Origin of the sequence: Promicromonospora sp. NPDC090134, assembly GCF_044746965.1 — a bacterium.
GTDB lineage: Bacteria > Actinomycetota > Actinomycetes > Actinomycetales > Cellulomonadaceae > Promicromonospora.
Map to the genome: position 1 here is coordinate 33,365 of NZ_JBIVCZ010000001.1, position 22,353 is coordinate 55,717.

20 protein-coding genes are annotated in these 22,353 nt (G+C 73.6%); 9 read left to right on the top strand and 11 right to left on the bottom strand.

What is annotated here, in order from left to right; all coding sequences use genetic code 11:
* Positions 1-29: 29 nt before the first annotated feature.
* Positions 30-515, top strand: coding sequence for a PTS glucose transporter subunit IIA (locus ACIPN7_RS00180; protein WP_400536767.1), 486 nt, complete (start codon positions 30-32; stop codon positions 513-515).
* Positions 516-554: 39 nt separating this feature from the next.
* Positions 555-1,199 carry an HAD family hydrolase gene (locus ACIPN7_RS00185; RefSeq protein WP_400536769.1) on the top strand — a complete coding sequence of 215 codons (645 nt, stop codon included), beginning with the start codon at positions 555-557 and terminating at the stop codon, positions 1,197-1,199.
* A 7-nt stretch (positions 1,200-1,206) separates the two neighbouring features.
* Here the strand turns inward: ACIPN7_RS00185 and ACIPN7_RS00190 are convergent, their stop codons facing one another.
* Both ACIPN7_RS00190 and ACIPN7_RS00195 read right to left on the bottom strand, forming a co-directional pair.
* Positions 1,207-3,141, bottom strand: coding sequence for an NHL domain-containing thioredoxin family protein (locus ACIPN7_RS00190; RefSeq protein WP_400536771.1), 1,935 nt, complete (start codon positions 3,139-3,141; stop codon positions 1,207-1,209).
* A 10-nt stretch (positions 3,142-3,151) separates the two neighbouring features.
* Positions 3,152-3,367, bottom strand: a complete 216-nt coding sequence (locus ACIPN7_RS00195) for a hypothetical protein (protein ID WP_400536773.1) — start codon at positions 3,365-3,367, stop codon at positions 3,152-3,154.
* 258 nt (positions 3,368-3,625) lie between these two features.
* Between ACIPN7_RS00195 and ACIPN7_RS00200 the strand changes: the two genes are divergently transcribed.
* Positions 3,626-4,678: a hypothetical protein gene (locus tag ACIPN7_RS00200; protein ID WP_400536775.1), complete on the top strand. Its 1,053-nt coding sequence runs from the start codon at positions 3,626-3,628 to the stop codon at positions 4,676-4,678.
* Between the two features lie 313 nt (positions 4,679-4,991).
* Positions 4,992-5,282, top strand: a complete 291-nt coding sequence (locus ACIPN7_RS00205; protein ID WP_400536777.1) for a hypothetical protein — start codon at positions 4,992-4,994, stop codon at positions 5,280-5,282.
* Positions 5,283-5,337: 55 nt separating this feature from the next.
* On the opposite strand, the gene ACIPN7_RS00210 is transcribed toward ACIPN7_RS00205, so the two are convergent.
* Entirely contained in the window at positions 5,338-7,515 is a 2,178-nt protein-coding gene (locus tag ACIPN7_RS00210) for a prolyl oligopeptidase family serine peptidase (RefSeq protein ID WP_400536779.1), read from the bottom strand.
* 214 nt (positions 7,516-7,729) lie between these two features.
* Between ACIPN7_RS00210 and ACIPN7_RS00215 the strand changes: the two genes are divergently transcribed.
* The gene (locus tag ACIPN7_RS00215; RefSeq protein WP_400536781.1) at positions 7,730-8,275 is read left to right on the top strand and encodes a hypothetical protein; all 546 of its coding nucleotides are present in this window, start codon (positions 7,730-7,732) and stop codon (positions 8,273-8,275) included.
* A 139-nt stretch (positions 8,276-8,414) separates the two neighbouring features.
* Here the strand turns inward: ACIPN7_RS00215 and ACIPN7_RS00220 are convergent, their stop codons facing one another.
* Positions 8,415-10,460 carry a cytochrome c oxidase assembly protein gene (locus ACIPN7_RS00220; RefSeq protein ID WP_400536783.1) on the bottom strand — a complete coding sequence of 682 codons (2,046 nt, stop codon included), beginning with the start codon at positions 10,458-10,460 and terminating at the stop codon, positions 8,415-8,417.
* 167 nt (positions 10,461-10,627) lie between these two features.
* Here ACIPN7_RS00220 and ACIPN7_RS00225 point away from each other — a divergent pair, with 167 nt between their 5' ends.
* On the top strand, positions 10,628-10,900 hold the full coding sequence (locus ACIPN7_RS00225) for a WhiB family transcriptional regulator (RefSeq protein WP_182620063.1): 273 nt from the start codon (positions 10,628-10,630) through the stop codon (positions 10,898-10,900).
* A gap of 231 nt (positions 10,901-11,131) precedes the next feature.
* On the opposite strand, the gene ACIPN7_RS00230 is transcribed toward ACIPN7_RS00225, so the two are convergent.
* Genes ACIPN7_RS00230 through pdhA form a run of 3 tightly spaced genes read right to left on the bottom strand, consistent with a single transcriptional unit; the run spans position 11,132 to position 14,841 of the window.
* Positions 11,132-12,610 (bottom strand): dihydrolipoamide acetyltransferase family protein, encoded by a 1,479-nt coding sequence (locus ACIPN7_RS00230; protein ID WP_400536785.1) that lies wholly within the window; start codon positions 12,608-12,610, stop codon positions 11,132-11,134.
* 24 nt (positions 12,611-12,634) lie between these two features.
* Complete coding sequence (locus ACIPN7_RS00235; RefSeq protein WP_400536787.1) at positions 12,635-13,666, bottom strand: alpha-ketoacid dehydrogenase subunit beta; 1,032 nt, start codon at positions 13,664-13,666, stop codon at positions 12,635-12,637.
* Between the two features lie 5 nt (positions 13,667-13,671).
* Positions 13,672-14,841, bottom strand: coding sequence for a pyruvate dehydrogenase (acetyl-transferring) E1 component subunit alpha (gene pdhA, locus ACIPN7_RS00240; protein WP_400536789.1), 1,170 nt, complete (start codon positions 14,839-14,841; stop codon positions 13,672-13,674).
* A gap of 304 nt (positions 14,842-15,145) precedes the next feature.
* Here pdhA and ACIPN7_RS00245 point away from each other — a divergent pair, with 304 nt between their 5' ends.
* Complete coding sequence (locus tag ACIPN7_RS00245) at positions 15,146-16,156, top strand: acetylxylan esterase (RefSeq protein WP_400536791.1); 1,011 nt, start codon at positions 15,146-15,148, stop codon at positions 16,154-16,156.
* Positions 16,157-16,198: 42 nt separating this feature from the next.
* Here the strand turns inward: ACIPN7_RS00245 and ACIPN7_RS00250 are convergent, their stop codons facing one another.
* Positions 16,199-17,716 carry an MFS transporter gene (locus ACIPN7_RS00250; RefSeq protein ID WP_400536793.1) on the bottom strand — a complete coding sequence of 506 codons (1,518 nt, stop codon included), beginning with the start codon at positions 17,714-17,716 and terminating at the stop codon, positions 16,199-16,201.
* A gap of 102 nt (positions 17,717-17,818) precedes the next feature.
* On the opposite strand from ACIPN7_RS00250, the gene ACIPN7_RS00255 reads away from it, so the two are divergent.
* Positions 17,819-18,718: a helix-turn-helix transcriptional regulator gene (locus ACIPN7_RS00255; protein ID WP_400536795.1), complete on the top strand. Its 900-nt coding sequence runs from the start codon at positions 17,819-17,821 to the stop codon at positions 18,716-18,718.
* Between the two features lie 28 nt (positions 18,719-18,746).
* Here the strand turns inward: ACIPN7_RS00255 and hisC are convergent, their stop codons facing one another.
* Positions 18,747-19,835, bottom strand: a complete 1,089-nt coding sequence (gene hisC / locus ACIPN7_RS00260; protein ID WP_400536797.1) for a histidinol-phosphate transaminase — start codon at positions 19,833-19,835, stop codon at positions 18,747-18,749.
* 14 nt (positions 19,836-19,849) lie between these two features.
* On the opposite strand from hisC, the gene ACIPN7_RS00265 reads away from it, so the two are divergent.
* Complete coding sequence (locus ACIPN7_RS00265) at positions 19,850-20,257, top strand: phage holin family protein (protein WP_400536799.1); 408 nt, start codon at positions 19,850-19,852, stop codon at positions 20,255-20,257.
* Positions 20,258-20,289: 32 nt separating this feature from the next.
* Here ACIPN7_RS00265 and ACIPN7_RS00270 read toward each other — a convergent pair whose 3' ends face one another.
* Positions 20,290-21,885 (bottom strand): hypothetical protein, encoded by a 1,596-nt coding sequence (locus ACIPN7_RS00270; RefSeq protein WP_400536802.1) that lies wholly within the window; start codon positions 21,883-21,885, stop codon positions 20,290-20,292.
* Complete coding sequence (locus ACIPN7_RS00275; RefSeq protein ID WP_400536804.1) at positions 21,882-22,127, bottom strand: hypothetical protein; 246 nt, start codon at positions 22,125-22,127, stop codon at positions 21,882-21,884. Before ACIPN7_RS00275 ends, ACIPN7_RS00270 begins: the two co-directional genes overlap by 4 nt.
* Positions 22,128-22,353: the final 226 nt, after the last annotated feature.

Genomic DNA, 22,353 nt, shown 5'->3' on the forward strand with positions numbered 1-22,353 from the left:
CCGGTGCGGTGTTCTGACAAGATGACCGCATGGCCGAGGCCCTGAACGTCGGATCTCCCGTCGCCGGACGGGTGGTCGCGATGCGCGACGTGCCGGATCCCGTCTTCGCGGAGAGCATCGTCGGCCCGGGACTCGCGGTCGAGCCCGACGCCGAGACCGGCGGGCGCGTCGTGGCGCCGTGCGCCGGCGTCGTGGTCAAGCTGCACCCGCACGCCTTCGTGCTGCTGGCGCCGTCCGCGGACGCCGGGCCCAACGGGGGCCGGGGCGTCCTCGTGCACCTCGGCATCGACACGGTCCAGCTGGGGGGCGAGGGCTTCACGCTGCTCGTCGAGGAGGGCGACACCGTCGCGGCGGGCCAGGAGCTCGTCGTCTGGTCCCCCACCGCGGTGGCGGACGGCGGCCGGTCGCCCCTGGTGCCCGTCGTCGCCCTGGACCTGGGTACCGGGGCGCTCGACGAGCTGGTCCGGCCGGGCGCCGTCGTCCGGGCGGGCGACCCGCTGTTCCGCCTGCCGTGACCTGTCAGACCTCCCCGGACGTGACCTAGGGTCGGGGCCATGGTGCGCACCGTGGTGTTCGACGTCGGCGAGACCCTGATCGACGAGTCCCGGATCTGGCTCCGGTGGGCCGAGCGGCTCGGGGTCCCGCCGCTGACGTTCCTCGGCGTGCTCGGCGGCTGCGCCGCCCTCGACCTCTCGCACCGGGAGGCGTTCGAGCTGCTGCGGCCCGGGCTGGACTTCCAGGCCGAGGCCGCCGCCTGGGCGCTGGACGACCCGGACGGGCTGCGCACCAGGTTCGACGCCGACGACCTCTACCCCGACGTCCGCCCCGCGCTGGCGGCCCTGCGCTCGGCCGGCTTCGACGTGGTCATCGCGGGGAACCAGCCGCCCGAGGCGCGCGCCGCGCTGGAGGCGATGGACCTGCCGGCGAGCGCGATCCGCACGTCCGACGAGTGGGGCGTGCAAAAGCCGGAGCCCGATTTCTTCGCCCGGGTCGCGGAGCTGTCCGGCGTCGCGCCGGAGGAGATCGCCTACGTGGGCGACCGGCTGGACAACGATGTGCTCCCCGCCGCCGACGCGGGGATGCGGCCGATCCTGCTCCGCCGCGGGCCGTGGGGATACCTGCACGCGCTGCGCCCGGAGGCGGAGCGCGCGACCGTGATCGACTCGCTGACGGAGCTGCCGGCGGTGCTCGCGGTCTGACAGGTCGTCAGCCGCGGAGCGGGAGCGTGAGGGCCGCGTCGCCGTCGGGCGCCACGCGGACCGGGACGCCCCAGTCCTGCTGGGCCAGGTGGCAGGCCGGGAAGACGTCGGGATCCGGCTCGCCGTTCGGCAGCAGCGACACCTGGTCGCACGACGCCGCCTTCGCGGTCACGTGCAGCACGCCCTCGGCCACGTCGGGGTTGATCACCAGGTCGCGGAACAGGTCCGTCCCGGTCCCCGCCCCCGACAGCAGCAGTTCCGGCGGCGTGGCGCTGACCTCGAGCGACGTCGACGGACCCCAGCGGTCGTCGAGCTTCTGGCCCGGGGCGGGCACGAACGGCACGTCGAGCTGGAGCGCGCCGGCGGCCACGTCGGTGGCGGGCCGGGCGACCTTGTGCGCGCCGGCGTCGAGCACCTCGCCCGCGAGGCCCGCCGGGAGCGCCACCCGCGTGAGCCGGTGCGCGGCCGACTCCACGACGAGCAGGTGCACGGCGCCGTCCGCGACCTCGACCAGCACGTCCGACGGCTCCGCCAGGTCCTTCGCCAGGGTCGTCACCTCGCCGGAGGCCGGGTCGTACCGGCGCACGGCGCCGTTGTACGTGTCCGCGACGACGACGCTGCCGTCCGGCAGCACCGCCACGCCGAGCGGGTGCTGCAGCAGGGCCTGGCCGGCGGCGCCGTCGCGGTGCCCGAAGTCGAACAGCCCCTGGCCGACGGCGGTCTCGAGGGTCACCTCGGTCTCGCTCACCGGAACCACGCGGCGCAGTGCGGAGGTCTCGGCGTCGGCGAGCCACAGCGCGCCGTCGGGCGCCGCCGCGAGGCCCGAGGGCTGCGCGAACCAGGCGCCCTCGCCGGGGCCGTCCTCCAGGCCCTCGTTCATGGTTCCCGCGAGCAGCGAGACCTGGTCGAGGCGCGGGCCTGGGTGGAAGTCCCACAGGGTGTGGTTGCCGGCCATCGCGACGACGAACACACCGCGCTCCGCGGACCACTCCACGTCCCAGGGCGAGGAGAGCCGGACGCTCAGGGCGTCGTACGCGTCCTCGGTGTCGAACGCGCCGACGGTGCCGGCCACGTTCTCCTGGCCGCCCACCATGAACTGCCGGCCCGTGCCGGCGACGGTGCGCACGGCGCCGTCCGACAGCCGCACACCGCGCAGGGCGTGGTTGACCGTGTCGGCGACCAGGACGTCGTACCCGAGGCTCGTCGTCAGGTCGGCGGGCACCAGGCACAGCCCGTTCGGCTCCGAGAACCGCGCCTCGTCCGCTCCGCCGTCCACCAGGCCGCGCTCGCCCGAGCCGATGCGCCGCACCAGCGTCTCGCCGTCGGGCGCGAGCTCCGCGAGGGAGTGGTGCCCGGCGTCCGCGACCAGGAGGTTGCCGTTCGGCAGGGCGAGCGCCTTGGCGGGGAACCGCAGCGTGCCCGACGCCGGGGCGGGCGGCACGTACGGACCCGAGCCGCGGTGCAGGGTGCCCTTCAGCGCGTGCTCGGCGACCAGGTCGTCCACCAGCGCCGCGATGGCGGAGCCGTGCCCCTCCCCCGCCATCTGCGCCACGATGTAGCCCTCGGGGTCGATGACCACGAGCGTGGGCCACGCCCGCGCGGTGTACGCGCCCCAGGTGACCAGCTCCGGGTCGTCGAGCACGGGGTGGCGCACCTCGTACCGTTCGACGGCGGCCGCGAGCGCGTCGGGGTCGGCCTCGTGCTCGAACTTGGGCGAGTGCACCCCGATGATCACGAGCTCGTCGCGGTGCCGCTCCTCGACCTCGCGCAGCTCGTCCAGGACGTGCAGGCAGTTGATGCAGCAGAAGGTCCAGAAGTCGAGGACGACGACCTTGCCGCGCAGCTCGGCGAGCGTGACGGTGCGCCCGCCGGTGTTCAGCCAGCCGCGCCCGACGAGCTCGGACGCACGGACCCGGGGAAAGTTCTGGACGGTGGTGCTCACCCGCCCATTGTCACTCCCGGGGAGACCCGTCCTTTCCGCTGTCCGTCCTGCGGGCACGCCATGTCTCCACCAGCGTCTTGTCGGCGCGGCGGCGGGTGAGGTCGCTCTTGTTGGAGTGCACGGCAGCACGGTGCGCGAGCAGGGCAGCGCGGTCCCGCTCGAGGGCCCACATGAGCGCCGCTCGCACGTCGGCGCGGGTCACCCGCGCGCTCCGCGTCTCGTCCATCGTCCCGATCATTCTCGCCGTTTCGTGTCCTTCGGCGTCCGATGCGGGCGCCGCCAACGTTTCAAGAGGCTGCCGAGGATCTTTTGTGACACCTCGGGGCTTCCTGGCTTTCACCCGGCCATGGTTGGGTGTAGCAGAGGAACGTACCGCGCAAACCTGGCAGCGCGATATCCATCTATCGGATGACTTTCCCGGGCAGATCGGCGTGTCGCCATCCTGCTGCCGTGTCGTGTTGGTGGGTGAGGAGAGGATCAGCGCATGGACCGCGACGAGGCCAGGAAGATGAAGGAGCAGCTCACGGCCTTCGCCCGAGAGCTCGCCGAGAGGCACGGCGCCGCGGGGGCACCGTCGCCGGGCGAGCAGACGCAGGCCGACGCCGCGGACGTCGTACGGGCGCCCACCCTGGCGCTGGGTCTGGTGCCGCAGGCGGACGGCGAGTTCGGCATCGCGGTCCGCTACCGGCTCGGGATCCCCCGGGCCCGCTCGATCGTGCGCAAGGTCTCGGCGGAGATCGGGCCCAGGGCCGACGTCCGCCGCACCGGGCGCATCCGCCCGGTGAGCGAGCTCGGCCCGCGTCCGCCCGCGCCGACGTCGCAGGCGGACGGCGACACCGACCGGCGTCGTCCGCTGCGACCCGGCATCTCCATCGGCCACGTCGGCGTCACGGCGGGCACGCTGGGCGCCTTCGTGACCCGCGCCGTCCCCGACGGCGGCCACCTGTACGCGCTCTCGAACTACCACGTGCTGGCCGGGTCACAGGAAGCGCGGCCCGGCGACGTCGTGCTGCAGCCGGGGCCGGCCGACGGCGGGCTGGCGCCCGGCGACCGGATCGGTGAGCTGACGAAGGTGGTGGACCTGGACTCGACCGAGACGTCCTTCACCGACGCCGCCATCGCGCGCCTCGACCGGGTACCGGTCAGCTTCGACTACCCCGTGGGCCGCGTGGTCAGGACCGCCCGCGCCCTGGGCGGTGAGATCGTCGGCAAGGTGGGCCGCACGACGGCGATCACGCGCGGGCGCGTGACGGCCATCGAGCTCGACGACGTCGTCGTCGGCTACGAGGACCTCGGCGCCCTCAACTTCGACGACCAGATCGAGATCGAGAGCCTCGACGACGGTCCGTTCTCGCGCGGCGGCGACTCGGGTGCGCTGGTCTACCGGGACGACGGCGTGGCCATCGGCCTGCTGTTCGCGGGGTCGGAGTCGGGTGGCCGCAGCGGGAAGGGGCTCACGTACGCCAACCCGATCGACCAGGTCCTTGAGATACTGGGTGTGGAGCTGGCGAGGGAGCAGGCCCATCCGTTCGCATGAGGTCCGCGACGGCCCGCATCCACCCGGGGGCGGACCGGGTGGCGTCGGGTGATGTTCGGCATGCGCACCAGCGTTTCCCCCGCCGGGCGTGTCGCGATCGGCGACCGGCTCGATGGGCGTGTCCGCGCGGCGCGTCGCGGCCTACAACCCGGCTGACCTGCGGCGCTGTCCGAGGTGCCGATGCGGGTTCCGCGGCCCCTTCCAGCCCCGGTGGAAGGGGGTAGACACGGGGGTCACAATGGATGACCAGGAGGTGATCGGGATGGCAACACTCGACGAGGCCAGGTCCGCAAAAGCCGCATTAAGGCAAAAGGTGACCGGGCTCGACGGTGTGATCGGGGTTGGCGTCGCCCCTGAGTTCACGGCGTCGATCGGGCAGCCACTGCGCGACTACTCCGCACGGCAGCAGGCGAAGTCCCCGGCCGGCAGGTCCCCTGTCGAGGTCCTCTCCGAGGACGAGCTGGTCGAGCAGGTGGCAGGGCCCGGCGGGAGCTGGGTGCTGCAGGTCAACGTGACCGACGCACGCCTCGTGGACAAGATCCCCGAGGAGATCGACGACGTCGCGGTGCGCGTGCGTGTCGTCGGGGCGGTCCGGGCGGGCTGACCCCCGGCGCCGGAGCAGAGCGGGTATCGCCCCGCTCCACCCCGGCACCCACGGATCAGCCGAGCGTCGTCGGCAGCTCGGGCTTCTCGCCGAGCACCTGCTCGGCGAGGAACGCCGAGACCACCTGGTACCAGACCTTGGCGTTCTGCGGGGTCAGGATCCAGTGGTTCTCGTCCGGGTAGTACAGGAACCGGTGCACGGTCTCGCCGTCGTCGGACGCCGGCAGGCCGGACTTGGTCAGCAGCTCGAACCACAGCCGCAGGCCCTCGCCCACCGGGACGCGGTAGTCCTTGTCCCCGTGGATCACGAGCATGGGCGTGCGGATCTCGCCCACCGCCAGGTGCGGGCTGTTCTCCGGCGCCATCTCCGGCGTCATCTCGCGGGCCCAGTAGTACCCGGCGTCCGTGGTGGGGCCGAACTGGTCCAGCGCCCACAGGCTCGCGTGCGTCACCACAGCCTGGAACCGGTCGGTGTGGCCGGCCACCCAGTTGGCCATGTAGCCGCCGAACGAGCCGCCCATCGCGGCCGTGCGGGTCTCGTCGATCTCGGGCAGCGCCTCCGCGGCGTCCGTGATCGCCATCAGGTCCGTGAACGGCGCACCGCCCCAGGCGCCCCAGCCGCGCTGCACGAACTCCTGGCCGTACCCGGTCGACAGCGCGGGGTCCGGCAGCAGCACCGCGTAGCCCTGGGCCACCATCAGCCACGGGTTCCAGCGCCAGCTCCACGCGTTCCAGGAGCCCAGTGGTCCGCCGTGGATCCACAGCAGGAGCGGGGCCCTGTCCTCCGGGCCGACGTCGGCGGGCAACGCGAGCCAGGCGCGCACGCGCGCGCCGTCCTCGGCGGTGGTCTCGACCTCGGTCAGCGTGCCCGGCAGCGCGGGGGCCGGCACCGGCGAGCGCAGGAGGGCCGCCGCCACCGGCGTCCGCTCCCCCGCCGCGCCTGACGCGACGAACGCCGCCAGGTCCACGCGGACCGGCTCGGCGGGCGCCGCGTAGGAGCTGCGCAGCGCGAAGAGGGTGCCGCCGTCGAGGGTGACGTTCAGGTCGGAGAAGACGGCGTCGTCGGAGGTCACCTTCTCGACGACCACATCGGCGCCGGGCAGCGCCCCCGCGAACGTGAGCAGGAAGACCGGCCCGCGGCCGTCGTCGTCGGCCTGGACCAGCAGGCCGCTACCGTCCGGGAGCCAGGTAGGGCGGCCGGGCCAGCGGTCCCAGTCGTCGGCGAGGACCACCGGCTCCGCGGAGCCGTCGGTCGGCACCAGGGCGAGCCGGATCACCGGGGCCTCGTCCGGCGTCGAGATGGACTCGGTCGTGTAGGCCACCCAGGCACCGTCGGGCGAGATGCGCGGCGCCTCGGCGTCGCCGTCCGGGTCGTCCACGAGGACGCGCCGCTCGCCCGTCGCCGTGTCGATCACCACCAGGGTGCTGCGGAGAGCCGCCCCCGCGTCGCTCACGGACCAGGTCGTGACGAGCGTGGTGCCGTCCGCGGACAGGTCCGCGGTGTGGTTCGCCAGGTTCCGGCCGGCGCCGGTCAGGTCGCGCAGGTCGAGATGCCTGCCCGACGTCGGATCCTCCTCGCCCGGCGTCGCGCCCTCGGTGGCCGGGGTGCCCGGCAGCGGCGCCGCCGGCTCGTCCGCGAGCGCCGCGAGGTCGCCGGCGAAGCGGCGCTCCTGGTCAGGACCGAGGTCGTGGTCCCAGTACCGGACCGGGTAGCCGGTGTGCAGGATCGCCGAGACCTTCTGGTCCTTGCGGGCCTTGCGGAGCTCGGCGTCCTGCGCGAGGTCCTTCGCGGAAGGCAGGAGGCTCGCGCCGACGCTCACCGTGTCGGCGTCACGTGCCGCGAGCGGGCCGGAGACGCCGCTCTGCGGGGACGCGATCACGCGGGCCTCGCCGCCGCCCGCCGGCAGGAGCCAGAGGGCCGACCGGGGCTCGGCGGCGTCCTTGCCGTCGGGGTCGGGCCGGGCCGACGTGAACAGGAGGTCGCCGGACCGCGTGAAGACGGCGGACGACTCGCCCTTCGCGGACCGGGTCAGCCGCCGTGCCGGGGCCTCGCCCGCCGGGTCAACCTCCCAGAGGGCGGTGCGGTAGGCCGTGCGCTCGCCGTCGAGCGTCTGCAGGGTGGCGACGAGGCGGGTGCCGTCCGGACTGGCGGTGAGGCCGGTGAGGCGCGGGATCGCCACGTACCGGTCGAGGTCGTGGAACGGGGTCTGCGGGGTCTGCGGAGATTCGCTCACGCGGCCGTCCTATCACGCCGGGGCGCCGGGCGACATGAGTTTTCAGACGGCGGCGAACTGACGGCTGGCCTGACTGCCGTTTTCTAGCTGTTGCGTATATGCAATGGCATTTGGGCGTGCACGACCATCGTTCAGATGTGAATATCACGCGATGGGAAAGAGGGCCGGGGACCCGCCGGCGGGTTTCACGTTGCACGCATGGGTGGACGAGTCGATGAAACAGCAGAGCGGTCAGATGGAGGGGATGTACCTGCTCGCAGCGGTGGTCGGGGACCCCGCGACGTGTGAACCGGCACGCGACGCGCTGCGAGAGCTGGTGCGCAAGCAGGGCGGCCGCCTGCACTGGAGGCAGGAGGAGGCCCCTCGCCGCGCCAAGATCGCGGCGGCGATCGGGACGCAGGACCTCGCGTGCATCGTCGTCGTCGGCGTTCCTATCGCACCGCGACGCCAGGAGCGGGCGCGCCGGAAGTGCATGGAGCGGCTGCTCTTCGAGCTGGAGCGGATCGGCGTCTCGCACGTGTGGCTGGAGGCGAGATCGACCCTGCTCAACCGCCGTGACGTAGAGCTCGTGGACGCCCTGCGCGCCAACGGGGCGCTCGTGACCCGCACCCGGGTCGAGCACTCACTGCCGGACGACGAACCGATGCTGTGGGCGGCCGACGCCGTCGCCGGGGCTGTTGCCCGTGCCCGGCAGGGCCTTGACCTCGATATCCGGACGGCGCTCGGCGAGGTGGACGAGATCGACATCGAGCTGTCCTAGAAAACGCGAGAGCCGGGGTCCTGACCTACATCAGGAGTTCCCGGCCTCACTTCCGTTCCCTCAGCGGGGGAAGGCTGGCTCCCAGGATAGGCCACGCCCGTCGGATCCGTCACCCGGACGCGCGTCACCCGGGTGACGCTCAGCCCTCGCCGCGTTTCGCGGCCTGCTCCGCCTTCTTCGCGAGCATCTCGTTGTACGCCTCGAGCTCGGCGTCGCCGTCTCGCTCTGCCTTGCGGTCGGTGCGCCGGGCCTCGCGGGCGTCGGACTTAGTCCAGGAGATCGCGACGCCGACGGCGAGCAGCAGGGTCGGCAGCTCGCCGATGCCCCAGGCGACCGCGCCGCCCTTCTGCTGGTCCACGATGGCGCTCGGGCCCCACGGGCGGCCCATGAGCCCGAACCAGTCGGGGACGAGCAGCGCGGTGCCGGAGGTGAGCGTCACGCCGAAGAACGCGTGGAACGCCATGGTGGCGAACAGCAGCACGAGCCGCATCGGGTAGCCCGGCCGGGTGGGGCCGGGGTCGACGCCGATCAGCGCGTTCGCAAAGAGGTACCCGACGAGCGTGAAGTGCGCGATCATCCACAGGTGGCCCGCGTACGTGGTCAGCGCCAGCTCGAACAGGGGCGTGAAGTAGAAGACGATCATGCCGCCCGCGAACAGGACCGCGGCCACGATCGGGTTGGCCAGGAACCGGCCGAACGCGGAGTGCACCAGCAGCAGCACCCACTCGCGCGGGCCGCGGGAGTCGTCCTTGCGCGCGGGGACCGCCCGCAGCAGCAGGGTGACCGGCGCGGCCAGCACGAGGAACAGCGGCACCACCATCGCCAGGATCATGTGCTGCACCATGTGCGCGCTGAACAGCACGTGGCCGTAGACGGCGGCACCGCCGTTCGTGGCCCAGAAGAGCACCACGATGCCGAGGCACCACGAGACGGTGCGGCCGACGGGCCACGCGTCCCCGCGGGCACGCAGCCGGAGCGCCCAGCGCACGTACACGATCAGGGCGGCCGCGCACGCGAACGCCACGATGACGTCCCACTGGAACTCGGTGAGCCACCGCAGCACGGTCGGCTCGGGCGGCAGCGGGTGGCCGGTGACGATCTCGGCCGGGGTCGGGTCGGTGATCGCGTCGTCGGGCACGGGAGGCGCCGTGGAGCCGAGGGCGACCGCCACGCCGGACACCGCGCCCATCACCCCGACCTCCACCGCTGCGAGGCGCCAGAACAGGCCGACCGCCGCGTTCCGCGTGGTGCCGGCGGACAGCCGCGCGACGACCGTGCTGCGGTGCAGCCAGCCCAGGCCGCCCAGCACGATCAGCAGCACGGCCTTGACCACGATCAGGATGCCGTAGTCGGTGCCGAGCTGGTCGAGCGAACCGATCCGGATCCACGCGCTGACCAGGCCGGAGACGGCGACGGCGGCGAAGCACCAGATCGCGATCGCGGAGTACCGCCGGATCACGTCGGCGGTCGCGGCGTACCGCAGCCCGACGAGGACGATCGCGGCCAGCCCGCCGATCCAGAGGGCGGCGCCGCCCAGGTGCAGGAACAGGGCCGAGATCGCGAGGTCGTGGCTGGCCGCGCCGGCGGCGTGGCCCGTGGAGGACTGCATGCCGAGGGCGACCAGCGGCAGCGCCATCGTGCACAGGGCACCGACCGGGCCCCGCACGAGGAGCGCGAGGGCGGCGGTGAGCGCGGCGACGATCACGATGCCCAGGTACGTGCGGCCCACCGGGATGGTCGAGACGTACTCCATCAGGGCGGGGCCGAACGTCGGCGAGTCCAAGGGCAGGTACGTGGACCACGAGAACCGCAGCACGAGCTGCACCAGCGCCGCGACGGTCCACACGCCGGCGGCGACGCCCGCGACCCCGATCGCGCGGTCCACCAGCGGCCCGCGCGGCAGCACCCAGGCCGCCAGCGCGAGCGTGCCGACGGTCACGGCCACGGCCAGCTCGGTGGTCACGGTCGCGACGGGCACGCCCCAGCGCACGAGGACGCCCGGGTCGGCGAAGTTGGCGAACGCGGTGAACGCCCCGGAGAACGCGCCGGCAGCGAAGAGGGCGGCCAGCGCCACGAGCCCCGCCACGGGCAGGGCCACACCGAGCCACGAGGGGCTGGTCGGGCCGCTCTCGGTGCTCTTCCGCGCGGTTCTGCTGGTCCCGTTGCGGGCGTCGGTGGGTGTCACGCCGTCCAGCCTAGGCGCGCCGGACAGCGGTTCTGACCGCCCGCGGGCATCCCGTTGACCACACCGGGGGCATACCGCCACCGGGACTTTCGAAGAAATTCAGGAAAAGTTGGGAGGGATTATGCACCAAACCCAACCCTTTAGCCCTCTTCTGCGTTGTGACCAGTGTGGACCTCGCGAACATCATCACCGAGACCGACGACTCCGTGCCGTGCTCGGAACAGCCCGAGCTCTGGTTCGCGGAGCATCCGGCGGACCTCGAGGAGGCGAAGCGCGCCTGCGCCGCCTGCCCGCTCAAGGCGCAGTGCCTGGCGGGCGCGCTCGCACGCCGCGAGCCGTGGGGCGTGTGGGGCGGAGAGATCGTCGTGGACGGCACCGTACGCAGCCGCAAGCGGCGTCGTGGACGCCCGCGCTCGATCGGTGGCATGCGCGTGGCGTGACGGCCGCGTGAGCACCAGACGTCGCCCGGGGCACGGCGGCCGAGTCCGGCCGCCGTGAATGTCGGAGCAGTGCGCCCGTCCGTACCGCGGATCGCCCAGACCGATCCGGGGCAGGCGCACTGCTCCGGCCGCGCCAGGTCTTGGATCGTTCCAGGGCTTGGGTCCGCAGACGTGTCAGACCCCCAGGTCACCCGGGTGACCTGGGGGTCTGACACGTTCAGGTGGTGCGGATCAGCTCCAGACGAGGCCGCGCGAGGGGTCCTCGAGCACCCGCGCGACGTCGGACAGGAACCGGGCGCCCAGCTCGCCGTCGGCCAGCCGGTGGTCGAAGCTGAAGCTCAGCGTGGTCACCCAGCGCGGCTTCACCTTGCCCTTGTGCACCCACGGCTGCTTGCGGATCGCGCCGAAGGCGAGGATGCCCGACTCCCCCGGGTTGAGGATCGGCGTACCCGTGTCGATCCCGAAGACACCCAGGTTGGTGATGGTGATGGTGCCGTCGGACATGTCCGTGACCGAGGTGCGCCCGGCCCGCGCGGTCGCCGTCAGCCCCGCGAGCGCCTTGGCGATGCCGAGCAGGTCGAGCGTGTGCGCGTCCTTGATGTTCGGCACCACGAGACCCCGCGGCGTCGCCGCGGCGATGCCCAGGTTCACGTAGTGCTTGTAGACGATCTCCTGGGCGGCGTCGTCCCACGAGGCATTGATCTGCGGGTGTCGCTTCACGGCCAGCAGCACCGCCTTGGCCGCCACCAGCAGGGGCGTCACCTTGACGTCCGTGAAGTCGCGGTCCTCCTTGAGCGCGGCCACGAGCTTCATCGTCCTGGAGACGTCGACGGTGTGCAGCACCGTCACGTGCGGCGCGGTGAAGGCGCTGGCCACCATGGCCTCGGCCGTGCGCTTGCGCACGGACCGCACCGGGACGCGCGTCTGGCGCCCGTCCGACGAGACGACGCCCTGGGCGAGCCACGGTTCGTCGTCCGGGTAGCTGGTCAGCTTCTGCACCGAGGAGCGCTCGGCGTGGGCGACCACGTCCTCGCGCGTCACGATGCCGCCGGGACCCGACGCGTGCACGCCCGCCAGGTCCACGCCCAGGTCCTTGGCGAGCTTGCGGACGGGCGGCTTGGCGAGCACGCGGGCGCGTGCGGCCGTCGTCGTCCCGGTGTCCGACGGCGGGGCCGCCACGGGGGCGGGCGCCGGAGCCGGCGGGGCCGCCACCGGGGCGGGTGCGGGTGTCGGGGCGGGTGCCGGAGCCGGCCGGGCCGCCGTCGGCGCCGAGGCGGCTGCCGCCACCTGGTGCCGGCGACGACGTCCGCTCGCCTTGGCCTCGGCGGTGCCGTAGCCGACGAGCACCGACCCGGAGGTCTCGTCCGCGGCCTCGGCGGCAGGTCCGCTGCCGTAGTAGGTGCTCTCTGCGCCCGTGGCCGCTTCCGAGACGGTGCCGTTCGACGACGGGGCGGGCGCGCCGGCGCCGTCGGACACCGTGATCTCGATGATCGGGGTGCCGACGTCGACGGTGGTGCCCGACTCGACGAGGAGTGCGGAGACGGTCCCGTTCCAGGGCGACGGCAGGTCGACGAGCGACTTCGCCGTCTCGATCTCGACGATCGTCTGGTTGACCTCGACGGTGTCGCCCACGGCGACCTGCCACTCGACGATCTCGGCCTCGGTGAGCCCCTCACCGACGTCGGGGAGCGGGAACCTCTGGATGTTCAAGCTCACTCTCGGTTCACTCCTGGATCAGTGCGCGAAGGCACGGTCGACGGCGTCGAGCACCCGGTCCACGCTGGGCAGGTACTCGTGCTCGTGCTTGGCCACGGGGTACGGGGTATGGAAGCCGCCCACGCGGAGCACGGGCGCCTCCAGCGCGTAGAAGCACTCCTCCGTGACCCGGGCCGCGATCTCGGCGCCGGCGCCGAAGAACACGGGGGCCTCGTGGATCACGACGCAGCGCCCCGTCTTGCGCACGCTCGCCACCACGGCCGCGGTGTCGATCGGCGAGATGGCGCGCAGGTCGATCACCTCGGCGGACCGGCCCTCCTCCGCGAGCGCGTCGGCGGTCTTGAGCGCGGTCGCGACGGACGGCCCGTAGGCGACGAGCGTGACGTCGGTGCCCTGGCGGACGACCTGCGCGGCGTTGAGCGTGTCGGTGCCGAGCGGGGTGTCGAGGTCGACCGCGCCCTTGCCCCAGTAGCGGCTCTTCGGCTCGAAGTACAGCACGGGGTCCGGGGAGGCGATGGCCTCCTGGATCATCGTGTACGCGTCCTGCGGGGTGCTCGGCGAGACCACGCGCAGTCCGGCGGTGTGCGCGAACAGCGCCTCCGGGCTCTCGCCGTGGTGCTCGACGCCGCCGATGCCGCCGCCGTACGGGATGCGGATGACGACTGGCATCTGCACCGCGCCGCGCGTCCGGTTGTGGATCTTGGAGAGCTGCGTGGTGATCTGGTTGAACGCCGGGAAGACGAACCCGTCGAACTGGATCTCGCAGACGGGCCGGTAGCCGCGCATGGCCAGGCCGATGGCGGTGCCGATGATGCCGGACTCCGCCAGCGGGGTGTCCACGACCCGCTGCTCGCCGAACTCCGCCTGCAGGCCGTCGGTCACGCGGAAGACGCCGCCCAGCGGGCCGATGTCCTCGCCCATGAGCATGACCTTGTCGTCGCGCCGCATCGCGGCGCGCAGGCCTTCGTTGATCGCCTTGCTGAACGTGAGGGTCGTGGTGCCCGACGCCGGCTCCTGGGCGCCGGATGTGGTGTGCGTTCGTTCCGCCATGGTTGTCATCGTGCGCCTCCCTGCGCTGAGTCCGCGATCGCATACTGCGGGGCCGGCGGGTCACCGGCGTCGTAGGCCTCGTACCAGGCCCGCTCGGCGGCGATGGTGCCGTGGGGGGTGGCGTACACGTCGTCGAACATGCTCGCGACGACGGGCCCGCCGTCGAGGGCGCGGACGCCGGTGCGCAGCTTCGCGCCCAGCTCGTCCCCCGTGGCCTTGATCTCGGCCTCGAAGTCGTCGTCGAGCCCGCCCTCGGCGCGCAGCAGGGCGCCGAGGCGGTCGATCGGGTCGCGACGCCGCCACTGCTCCTCCTGCTCCGAGGTGCGGTACCGGGTCGGGTCGTCGGACGTCGTGTGCGCGCCCATGCGGTAGGTGAACGCCTCGATGAAGCTCGGGCCCTCGCCCAGGCGGGCGCGCTCGAGCGCCTCCTGCGTCGCCGCGTACACGGCGAGCACGTCGTTGCCGTCGACGCGCAGGCTCGGCATGCCGAACGCCTCGCCGCGCTTGTAGAGCGGACCCTTGGTCTGCCGGGTCGTCGGCTCGGAGATCGCCCACTGGTTGTTCTGCAGGAAGAAGACGACCGGGGCGTTGTTCACGGCCGCGTAGACCATGGCCTCGTTGACGTCGCCCTGCGAGGTGGCGCCGTCGCCGAAGTACGTGATCACCGCGGTGCCGTCGTTCTTGTCGTGCGGGGTGTCGTCCCGCTGGACGCCCATCGCGTAGCCGGCGGCGTGCAGCGTGTGCGCGCCGATCACGATGGTGTAGACGGCCGTGTTGTGCTCGGTGGGGTTCCACCCACCGTGGTCCGAACCGCGGAAGAACCGCAGCCGGTCGACAGGGTCCAGCCCACGGACGTGCAGCACACCGTGCTCCCGGTAGGACGGGAAGACGTAGTCCTGCGGCCGCAGTGCGTAGGCGCTGCCGACCTGCGCGGCCTCCTGGCCACGAGCAGGTGCGAACAGGGCGAGCTCGCCCTGCCGCTGGAGCGAGGTCGCCTCGTCGTCGAAACGACGAGTCAGGACCATGTCGCGGTACATGCCACGGAGGTCTTCCGTGGTCAGGGTCGCGGCGCGGTCGCGATAGCCCTTGGTCCCGCGCGTCGTGACGCGGTTCCCTTGGGGATCGAGTAGCTGCAACGTCGGGATCGCCTCGTTGGAGCCGTTGGTGGTAGTCACACTTTCCTCCTTCACCTGCGGACGCGAGCGCCCGCACATGCGGAGACGCCCGGCCCGTTCCGGGGACCTTTCCATCCTGGCACGGGTCCAGCCGGAAATTTGGCCGATCCGCAACCTACGCTCTCGTAGCCTACGCAAGCGTAGGCTACGGCTCCGTAGGTAGGTCTGCCGCGATCTCCCCCAATCTCTTCCGGGACCGTTTGTCGGAACCCACCAAGGCTGCGACCGGGTCTCGGCGACCAGGGCCGCTGCGCGCTCCGCGCGGCGTCCGCGTCTCGGCAGGCCCCGCGCCGATACTGGTCCGATGCCGCTGCCCGAGCCGTACGACGCCTGGTTTCCCGACGCCCCGATCGACGGCACCTACGGCTACGACCTGGACGCGCTGCTCGCCGTCGAGCCGGTTCCCGCGCCCGCCGGCTTCGCCGAGCTGTGGCACGGCTGGTTCACGGCCTCGCGCGCGGTACGCCCCGAGCCGCGGTTGACGTCGCTCGGCCGGCAGGGCGCGCACGACCTCTACGAGCTGGAGCACACGGGCGCGGGCGGGCTGCGGCTGCGTGGCTGGCTCGCTCTCCCGTCCGACGGCGCGGCCCGGGTCGGCGTGGTGCACGGCCACGGGTACGGCGGCCGGGACGCGCCGGACCTCGCCCGCGTGCCCGAAGACGCCGCCGTCGTCTTCCCCGTGGCACGCGGTCTCGGGGCCCTCAACGTCGGTGTGGGCGCCCCGGACGACGCGGCCGAGCACGTGGTGCACGGCATCGGCTCGGTGGAGACCTACGCGCTGGGCCGCTGCGCCGTCGACCTGTGGCACGCGGCCGACGCCCTCGTCGAGATCGCCGGGGACCTGCCGCTCTACTACGTGGGAGCGAGCTTCGGCGGGATCGGGGCCCTGGCCGTGCCCTGGGACCGCCGGTTCGTGGGCGCGACCTTCGTGGTGCCGAGCTTCGGGCAGTACGACGTGCGGCTCGGCCTGGAGTGCACCGGCAGCGGCGAGGCCGTGCGCCGGTACGTCGCAGAACACCCCGAGGCGCGGGACGTGCTGCGCTACTTCGACACGTCGACGGCGGCCGGGTACCTCCGCGTCCCCGTGCGCTGCGAGTGCGCCCTGTGGGACGCGGCGGTGCCGCCGCCCGGGCAGTTCGCGGTGGCGAACGCCGTGGCGGCGTCCGCCACGTCCCGGGCCGGCGGATCGGCGTGCCCCACGCTGGAGCTGGAGGCCCTGCCGGCGGGGCACGCCGACTACCCCGGCGACCAGGACGTCGACGCCCGGGCGGCCACGGCGACCCGCGCCCACATCGCCCGCTGCCTGGCGGGCTGACCCGGGCGCCGAACCGGGGCCTCGGCCGGGCCCCGCACCGGGTCAGCCCGCGGCGCTGTGCCGCGCGACCCGGTGCGCCAGGAGCGCGAACACGACGGCGCACCCGGCCTGGACGGCCAGGGCGGCGACCAGGCCGACGGTCAGGCCCGACCCCGTCCCGGTCGCGGCCGCAACCGCCGTCCCGCCGGCGACTCCGCCCGCCAGGCCGGCCACCGCGTGGAAGAGCCCGCCCAGCAGCGCCACGCCCAGCCCGATCCCGAGCTGTTGCAGCGTGGTCAGCAGCCCGCCCGCGACACCGGCCGCCCAGACGGGGGTCCGCGAGAGCACCGTCTGCAGCGCGGGCCCGTACATGAACGCCTGCGCGGCGCCCAGACCGACGAGCAGCGGCTGCAGCACCAGCGGGGCGCTCCGGCCGTCGTCGAGCCCGATCACCAGTGCGATGGCGACCAGGGCCACCGCCTGACCTGAGGCGGCGTAGACCATGACCCGCGGGCCCACCCGGCGCAGGACGCCCGGCAGCAGCAGCGCGGCGACGAAGAATCCGCCGCCGAAGCCGAGTGTCAGCATCGCGACGTCCCAGCCGTCGGCGCCCCAGGCGGTCTGCGAGTACTCCGAGACCTCGTAGAGGAACGCGCCGTAGGAGACGAAGAACAGCAGTGTCATGGTCAGGCCGATCCGCACCACCGGGACCCGCAGCACGCTCGGCGGCGCCACGGGCAGCCCGCCGCGTCGTTCCGTGGCGCGCTGGGCGAGGCCGAAGGCCGTCAGGGTGACCGCTGCGACGGCCAGCAGGCCGATCGACCAGGCCGGCCACCCCGCCGTCGGACCAAGGGTCAGCGGTACGACCAGCGCCACCAGCCCACTCCCGAGCAGCGCCGCGCCCCGCAGGTCGAGCCCGAGCGGCGCCGGCGAGCGGGACTCCGGGACGGCGCGCAGGCCGGGCAGCGCCAGCAGGGCGATGAGACCGGTGATCACCTGGACAGCTCGCCAGGCCAGGTGCTCCGGCAGCGCGACGGTGGTCGCACCCGCCACGACCTGGCCGGCGATCGAGGCGATCGCGCCGGCCGCCGTGAACAGGATGATCCCGCGGGTGCGGAGCCGGTCGGGCGCCGTGGCCTGGATGCTCGTCAGCACCTGAGGCGTGAACAGCCCGGCGGCCAGGCCCAGGGCCGCACGCAGGGCCACGAGGGAAACCACGTCCTGGGCGAGCCCGGTCAGGACGGCCAGCGCCCCGAAGGCGATCAGCCCGATCCTGAGCAGCCGCCGCCGGCCGTAACGGTCACCCAGCCGTCCGGAGACCACCAGCCCGGCGGCGAAGGTGGTGGTGTAGGCCGACAGCACGAGCGCACCACCGGACGGGCCGGCGCCCAGGTCCGCCGCGATCGCGGGAACCAGCAGGTTCACCGCGCCGAACGTGAAGTTCACGGGCAGGAAGGCGAGCAGCAGCACGGCGAGGCCGCCCGCGGTCAGCGCCGGCGCCGTGACGGGGAGCGGTCGCGTCGAAGCTCCCGGGCGATCCAGGTGCGCACCGTGCTTGACCGCGCTGAGGGATGTCGTCATGCCCCCGACCGTGCGCCGTTCGACATCCTGGTACCAGGAGCCTGTTCATACGGGTACTGACACCACCTGGTTGCCCGCGCCGTGCGGGGTGACACTGGTCCGGTGACGAGTACCGCACCGGACCACAAGGCGCTCGGGGCCTTCCTGCGGGAGCGCCGCGGCCGCGTGACCCCGGCCGACGTCGGGCTGCCGCAGGCCGGCCGGCGCCGGACCCCTGGACTGCGCCGCGAGGAGGTGGCGCAGCTCGCCGGGGTAGGCGTCACCTGGTACACGTGGCTCGAGCAGGGGCGGGCGCCCAACCCGTCGGACCAGGTGCTCGACGCCGTCGCGCGGACGCTGCGCCTGCGTCCCGAGGAGCGGCGGCACCTCATGATCCTGGCCGGCCGGGCAGCCGACACCGGGGCCGACGCGCCGAGCCCGCTCATGGTCGTGCGCCCCGAGCACATCGCGCTCCTGGAGCGGCTGCTGCCCTTTCCCGCCGCGATCCAGACCGCGACGTACGACCTGGTCGCGGCCAACCGCAGCTACCGGTTCCTGTTCGGCGACCTCGACTCGGTCGATCCCGCCGACCGGAACTGCGCCTGGCTCCTGTTCATGAACGACGAGTGGCGCGACAGCCTCGTGGAGCCCGAGGTGGTGCTCCGCGACCTCGCCGGCCGGCTGCGCGCCCGGGAGGCCGAGTTCCGGCAGCACCCCAGGTGGAGCGGCCTGCTGGGCGGCCTGCGCGAGCACTCGCCCGAGTTCGTGCGGTACTGGGACGAGCACGAGGTGCGGGGCGACCGGGCCGGACAGCTGCGCCGCTACCTGTCCTCCCGGGTGGGCAGGCTCGACACGGTCTTCCAGAGCCTGTGGCTCGACCGCGACCGTGGCGAGCGCATGGTCGTGCTCACTCCCGCCGACGCCGACTCGGCCCGCCGGCTGGAGCGGCTCGACTCCCTGGTGGGTGCCGCGCCCGCCTGGACCGCCCGGGACGGCGTGCTGGCGGACGCGCTGATCGGCTGAGCCGGCCGCGGTCCGTCAGCGACGTCCGTCAGCGCCAGGCCGCGGCGACCCGCAGGAACGCGTCGTTCGCCTCGGGGTCGCCGATGCTGACCCGGATGCCGTCGCCCGCGAACGGACGCACCAGCACTCCGGCGGCCTTCGCCTCGGCGGCCAGCTCCGACGTCCGCTCGCCCAGGTCGAACCACACGAAGTTCGCGTGCGTCTCCGGCAGGTCCCAGCCCTGGTCACGAAGGGCCTCGACCACGCGGGTGCGCTCGCCGACCAGCGTCTCGACACGTTCCATGAGCTGGCTCTGCGCGGCCGGGTCCAGTGACGCCAGTGCGGCGGCCTGCGCAACATGCGAGACGCCGAACGGTGTGGACACGGCACGGATGCCGGCGGCGAGGCGCGGCTCGGCGATGGCGTAGCCGACGCGGAGCCCGGCCAGCCCGTGCGCCTTGGACAGGGTGCGCAGCACGACCACGTTCGGGTGACGCGTGAACACGTCGATCCCGTCGGGCGACTGCGGGTCGCGCACGAACTCGAGGTACGCCTCGTCGAGCACGACCAGCACGTCCTTCGGCACCGCCGCGAGGAACGTCTCCAGCTCGTCCGCGTGCACGACGGGACCGGTCGGGTTGTTGGGCGTGCAGACCAGCACCACTCGCGTGCGCGGCGTGACCGCGGCGGCCATCGCGGGCAGGTCGAGCCGGGCCGTGCCTGCCTCGAGCGGCACCGTCACGATCGTGCCGCCGGAGACCGCGGCCGCGATCGGGTACGCCTCGAACGAGCGCCACGGGAAGACGATCTCGTCCCCGTGCTCGACGACGGCGTTGAGGATGTGCGCGAGCACGGCGACCGAGCCGTTGCCGACCACGACGTTCTCGGCCGACACGCCGCTGTGTGTCGCGAGCGCCTCGACGAGCTCGCTGGCATACATGTCGGGATACCGGTTCACCTCGGCCGCAGCCCGGGTGATGGCGTCCAGGACGAACGGCAGCGGCGCGTACGGGTTCTCGTTCGACGACAGCTTCCAGGCCGGGTCGCTCGCCCCGGCGCGGGCGCCGGGAACGTAGGCAGGGAGTGCCGACACGGCCGCGCGGAGCGGTACGAATGCGTCTTCCACGAGGGCCAGCATGCCACGATGACCGGATGAAGCTCGTGGTTCGCATCCTCATCACCGCACTCGCGATCGGGCTGTCGGCCCTGATCCTCGGCTCCCACATGGACGTCGTGAGCAACGGCACCACGCTCGGCACGACCCTCGCCGTGCTGGTGGTGGCCGTCGTCTACGGCCTGGTCAACATGGTCGTGAAGCCGATCGTCCAGCTCATCTCGCTCCCGCTCTACATCCTGACGCTCGGCCTGGTGGGGCTGCTGATCAATGCGCTGATGCTGTGGATCACCACCCTCATCACGAACCAGACCTGGTTCTCCGACACCCCCAACTGGGGCCTGGAGGTGAACGGTGGCTTCTGGTGGTACCTGCTCGCAGCGCTCGTGATCTCGCTGGTGCAGACCATCCTGCTCGCGCTGCTGCCCCAGCGGGTCTCGGACTGAGCCTCCTTCGGACCCGACCCGGGCGCCCCGGGTCACGAGCCGGTTCGTTCGGCGCGGTAGAACACGGTGCTCGCGGCGGTCCCGGCCAGTCGTGAACGGATCCGGCCGGTCACCTCGGTCACCCTCGGGTCGCCCGACGCCAGGGCGAGGTCCAGGGTCCGGACGTGCGTGCCGACCGCATGCGCCTGCGGCAGGCTGCCCGACGCCGCCCGGTCGCCGGCGGCGGCCGAGTCCCGCAGCGACCGCACCACCGTGACGCGGTCCCGCGTGCGGAGGTTCTCCGCGGCGGACCGGCCGTCGGTCTGTGAGACCAGCTCCTCCGGGGTCTCCAGGTGCAGCACCGGGACGCCGGGCGGCGTGGCCAGCAGGCCGGTCGGAGCACCGGCGGTGACCAGCCCGCCCACCCGGTAGCGCTCGGCGAGACCCGCCCGCGACACCAGTGCGGTGGCCGCGATGCCGCCGAGGCTGTGGCCCACGAGGGTGACGGGCTCGTCGGGTCCGACGCCGGAGTCCTGCAGTGCCTCCTCGATCGCAGCGGTGGCTCCGTCGAGCTCGCCCGCGACGAGCTCCAGGTCGGTCCGCCCGTCCCAGGGATGGTCCGCGGGCAGCGCGGACTGGGTACCGGGCACCAGCACCGTCCAGGACACCGCGCCGTCCGTCGCTGTCACGCGCTGGACCGCGATCGTGGCCGAGGGTGCGCCGCCCGGGCCCGGGTAGAGGTCGTCGATCCTGGCCAGGGCCTCCTGCACCGACCACGCCCCGCTCGTCGACCACGCCGGGACGGCGCCGTGCGCGAAGTCCTCGGGTCCGAGCCGGGTGAGCCGCAGCCCGGCGTCGTCGTTGCCGAGCACCGGCACCTCGCGTGCCACGTGCGCGAGCACGCCCGCCCCACCGGCGACGCCCGGACGGTCTGCGGCGAGCCCTGGTCTGGTCAGCGCGACGCCGCTGCCCAGGCCCGCGAACGCCTCGTCCGACCAGGACGCCAGACCACGGGTCATGCCCGCCCCGGCCCACCCCGTGATCGCGGTGGTGAGGCCCCGGGTGGCCGTCCCGCCGGCCAGGCGCACCGCTACCTCCGCCCCGCCCGCGGCGCCGACCCCCACGAGGGCCGCCCAGCCCAGGCTGCCGAAGGCCGCCCCGGTGCCGAACGCGCCCGCCGTGACCAGCGCACCGACCAGGCGGTGCGCGGTCGACTCCGCCTCCTCGTACAGGCCCGCGGCACGCAGCAGCCGCCAGCCCAACAGGTCGCACCGGTCGGCCCGCTCCCCGAGGCAGCGGGCGGCGTCCCGTGCCGCCTCGTCCAGCGCCAGCGCTGCGGGCGCGAGGGTGCCGGGCACCCCGCCGGCCGCGGCAGGCCAGGCTCCGGCGGTCCCGCCGGCGGCGCCGGCCCATGCCGCGTCGGGCCGTACGGTTTCGCCCAGGACCGATCCCGGCGCGAGGTCGCTGCTCACCCCCAGGCAGCACCGGGCGGCCGCGCGCAGGTCGTCCGCGGCGCGGGCCAGCAGTGCCGCGGCCCGCCGCACGGACTCCGTCCCGACGACCGACGTGCCCCCGCCGCCGTACACCGTGACCGTGTCCCCCGGCAGGAGCCGGTTCCCGCCCCGGGGCGGCCGCGGGTCGCCGCTCACCGGGCCCACCCGCCGTACGCCAGCCGCACCGCCCCGTCCAGCAGCGCGCGGTCCCGGGCCAGGGCGCGCGCCGCGTCGGCGACCGCCGCCCGGTACAGCTCGGCCGCGCGCGCCCGCCACTCGACCTCACCGGCCGCGCGGATCCCGGCAGCCGCCCCGTCCACGAGGTCCACGGCCCGCGCGAGCGCCAGCAGCACGTCCTCCCCCGCCGGCGCGGCGCACGACGGGTCACTGCCGATCATGGACGGGCTCTGTTCATCGGCGCTCGCACTCCCCTGGGTCGGCCGGTCACGTCTCCCGACGACGTTAGACCGAGCCCGTGGGACGAGGTCGGTGGAGAGGAGTGCCTGTGCACGGACGGCCCGAACGGCCCCCTGTGGTCGGGCTCGCGCCCGCCGAACACCGTCGGGAGGGCCGGTCGCGCGGCCTCGCACCGGAGATGCGCGCCCGCAGCGCGCCGGTGCCGTG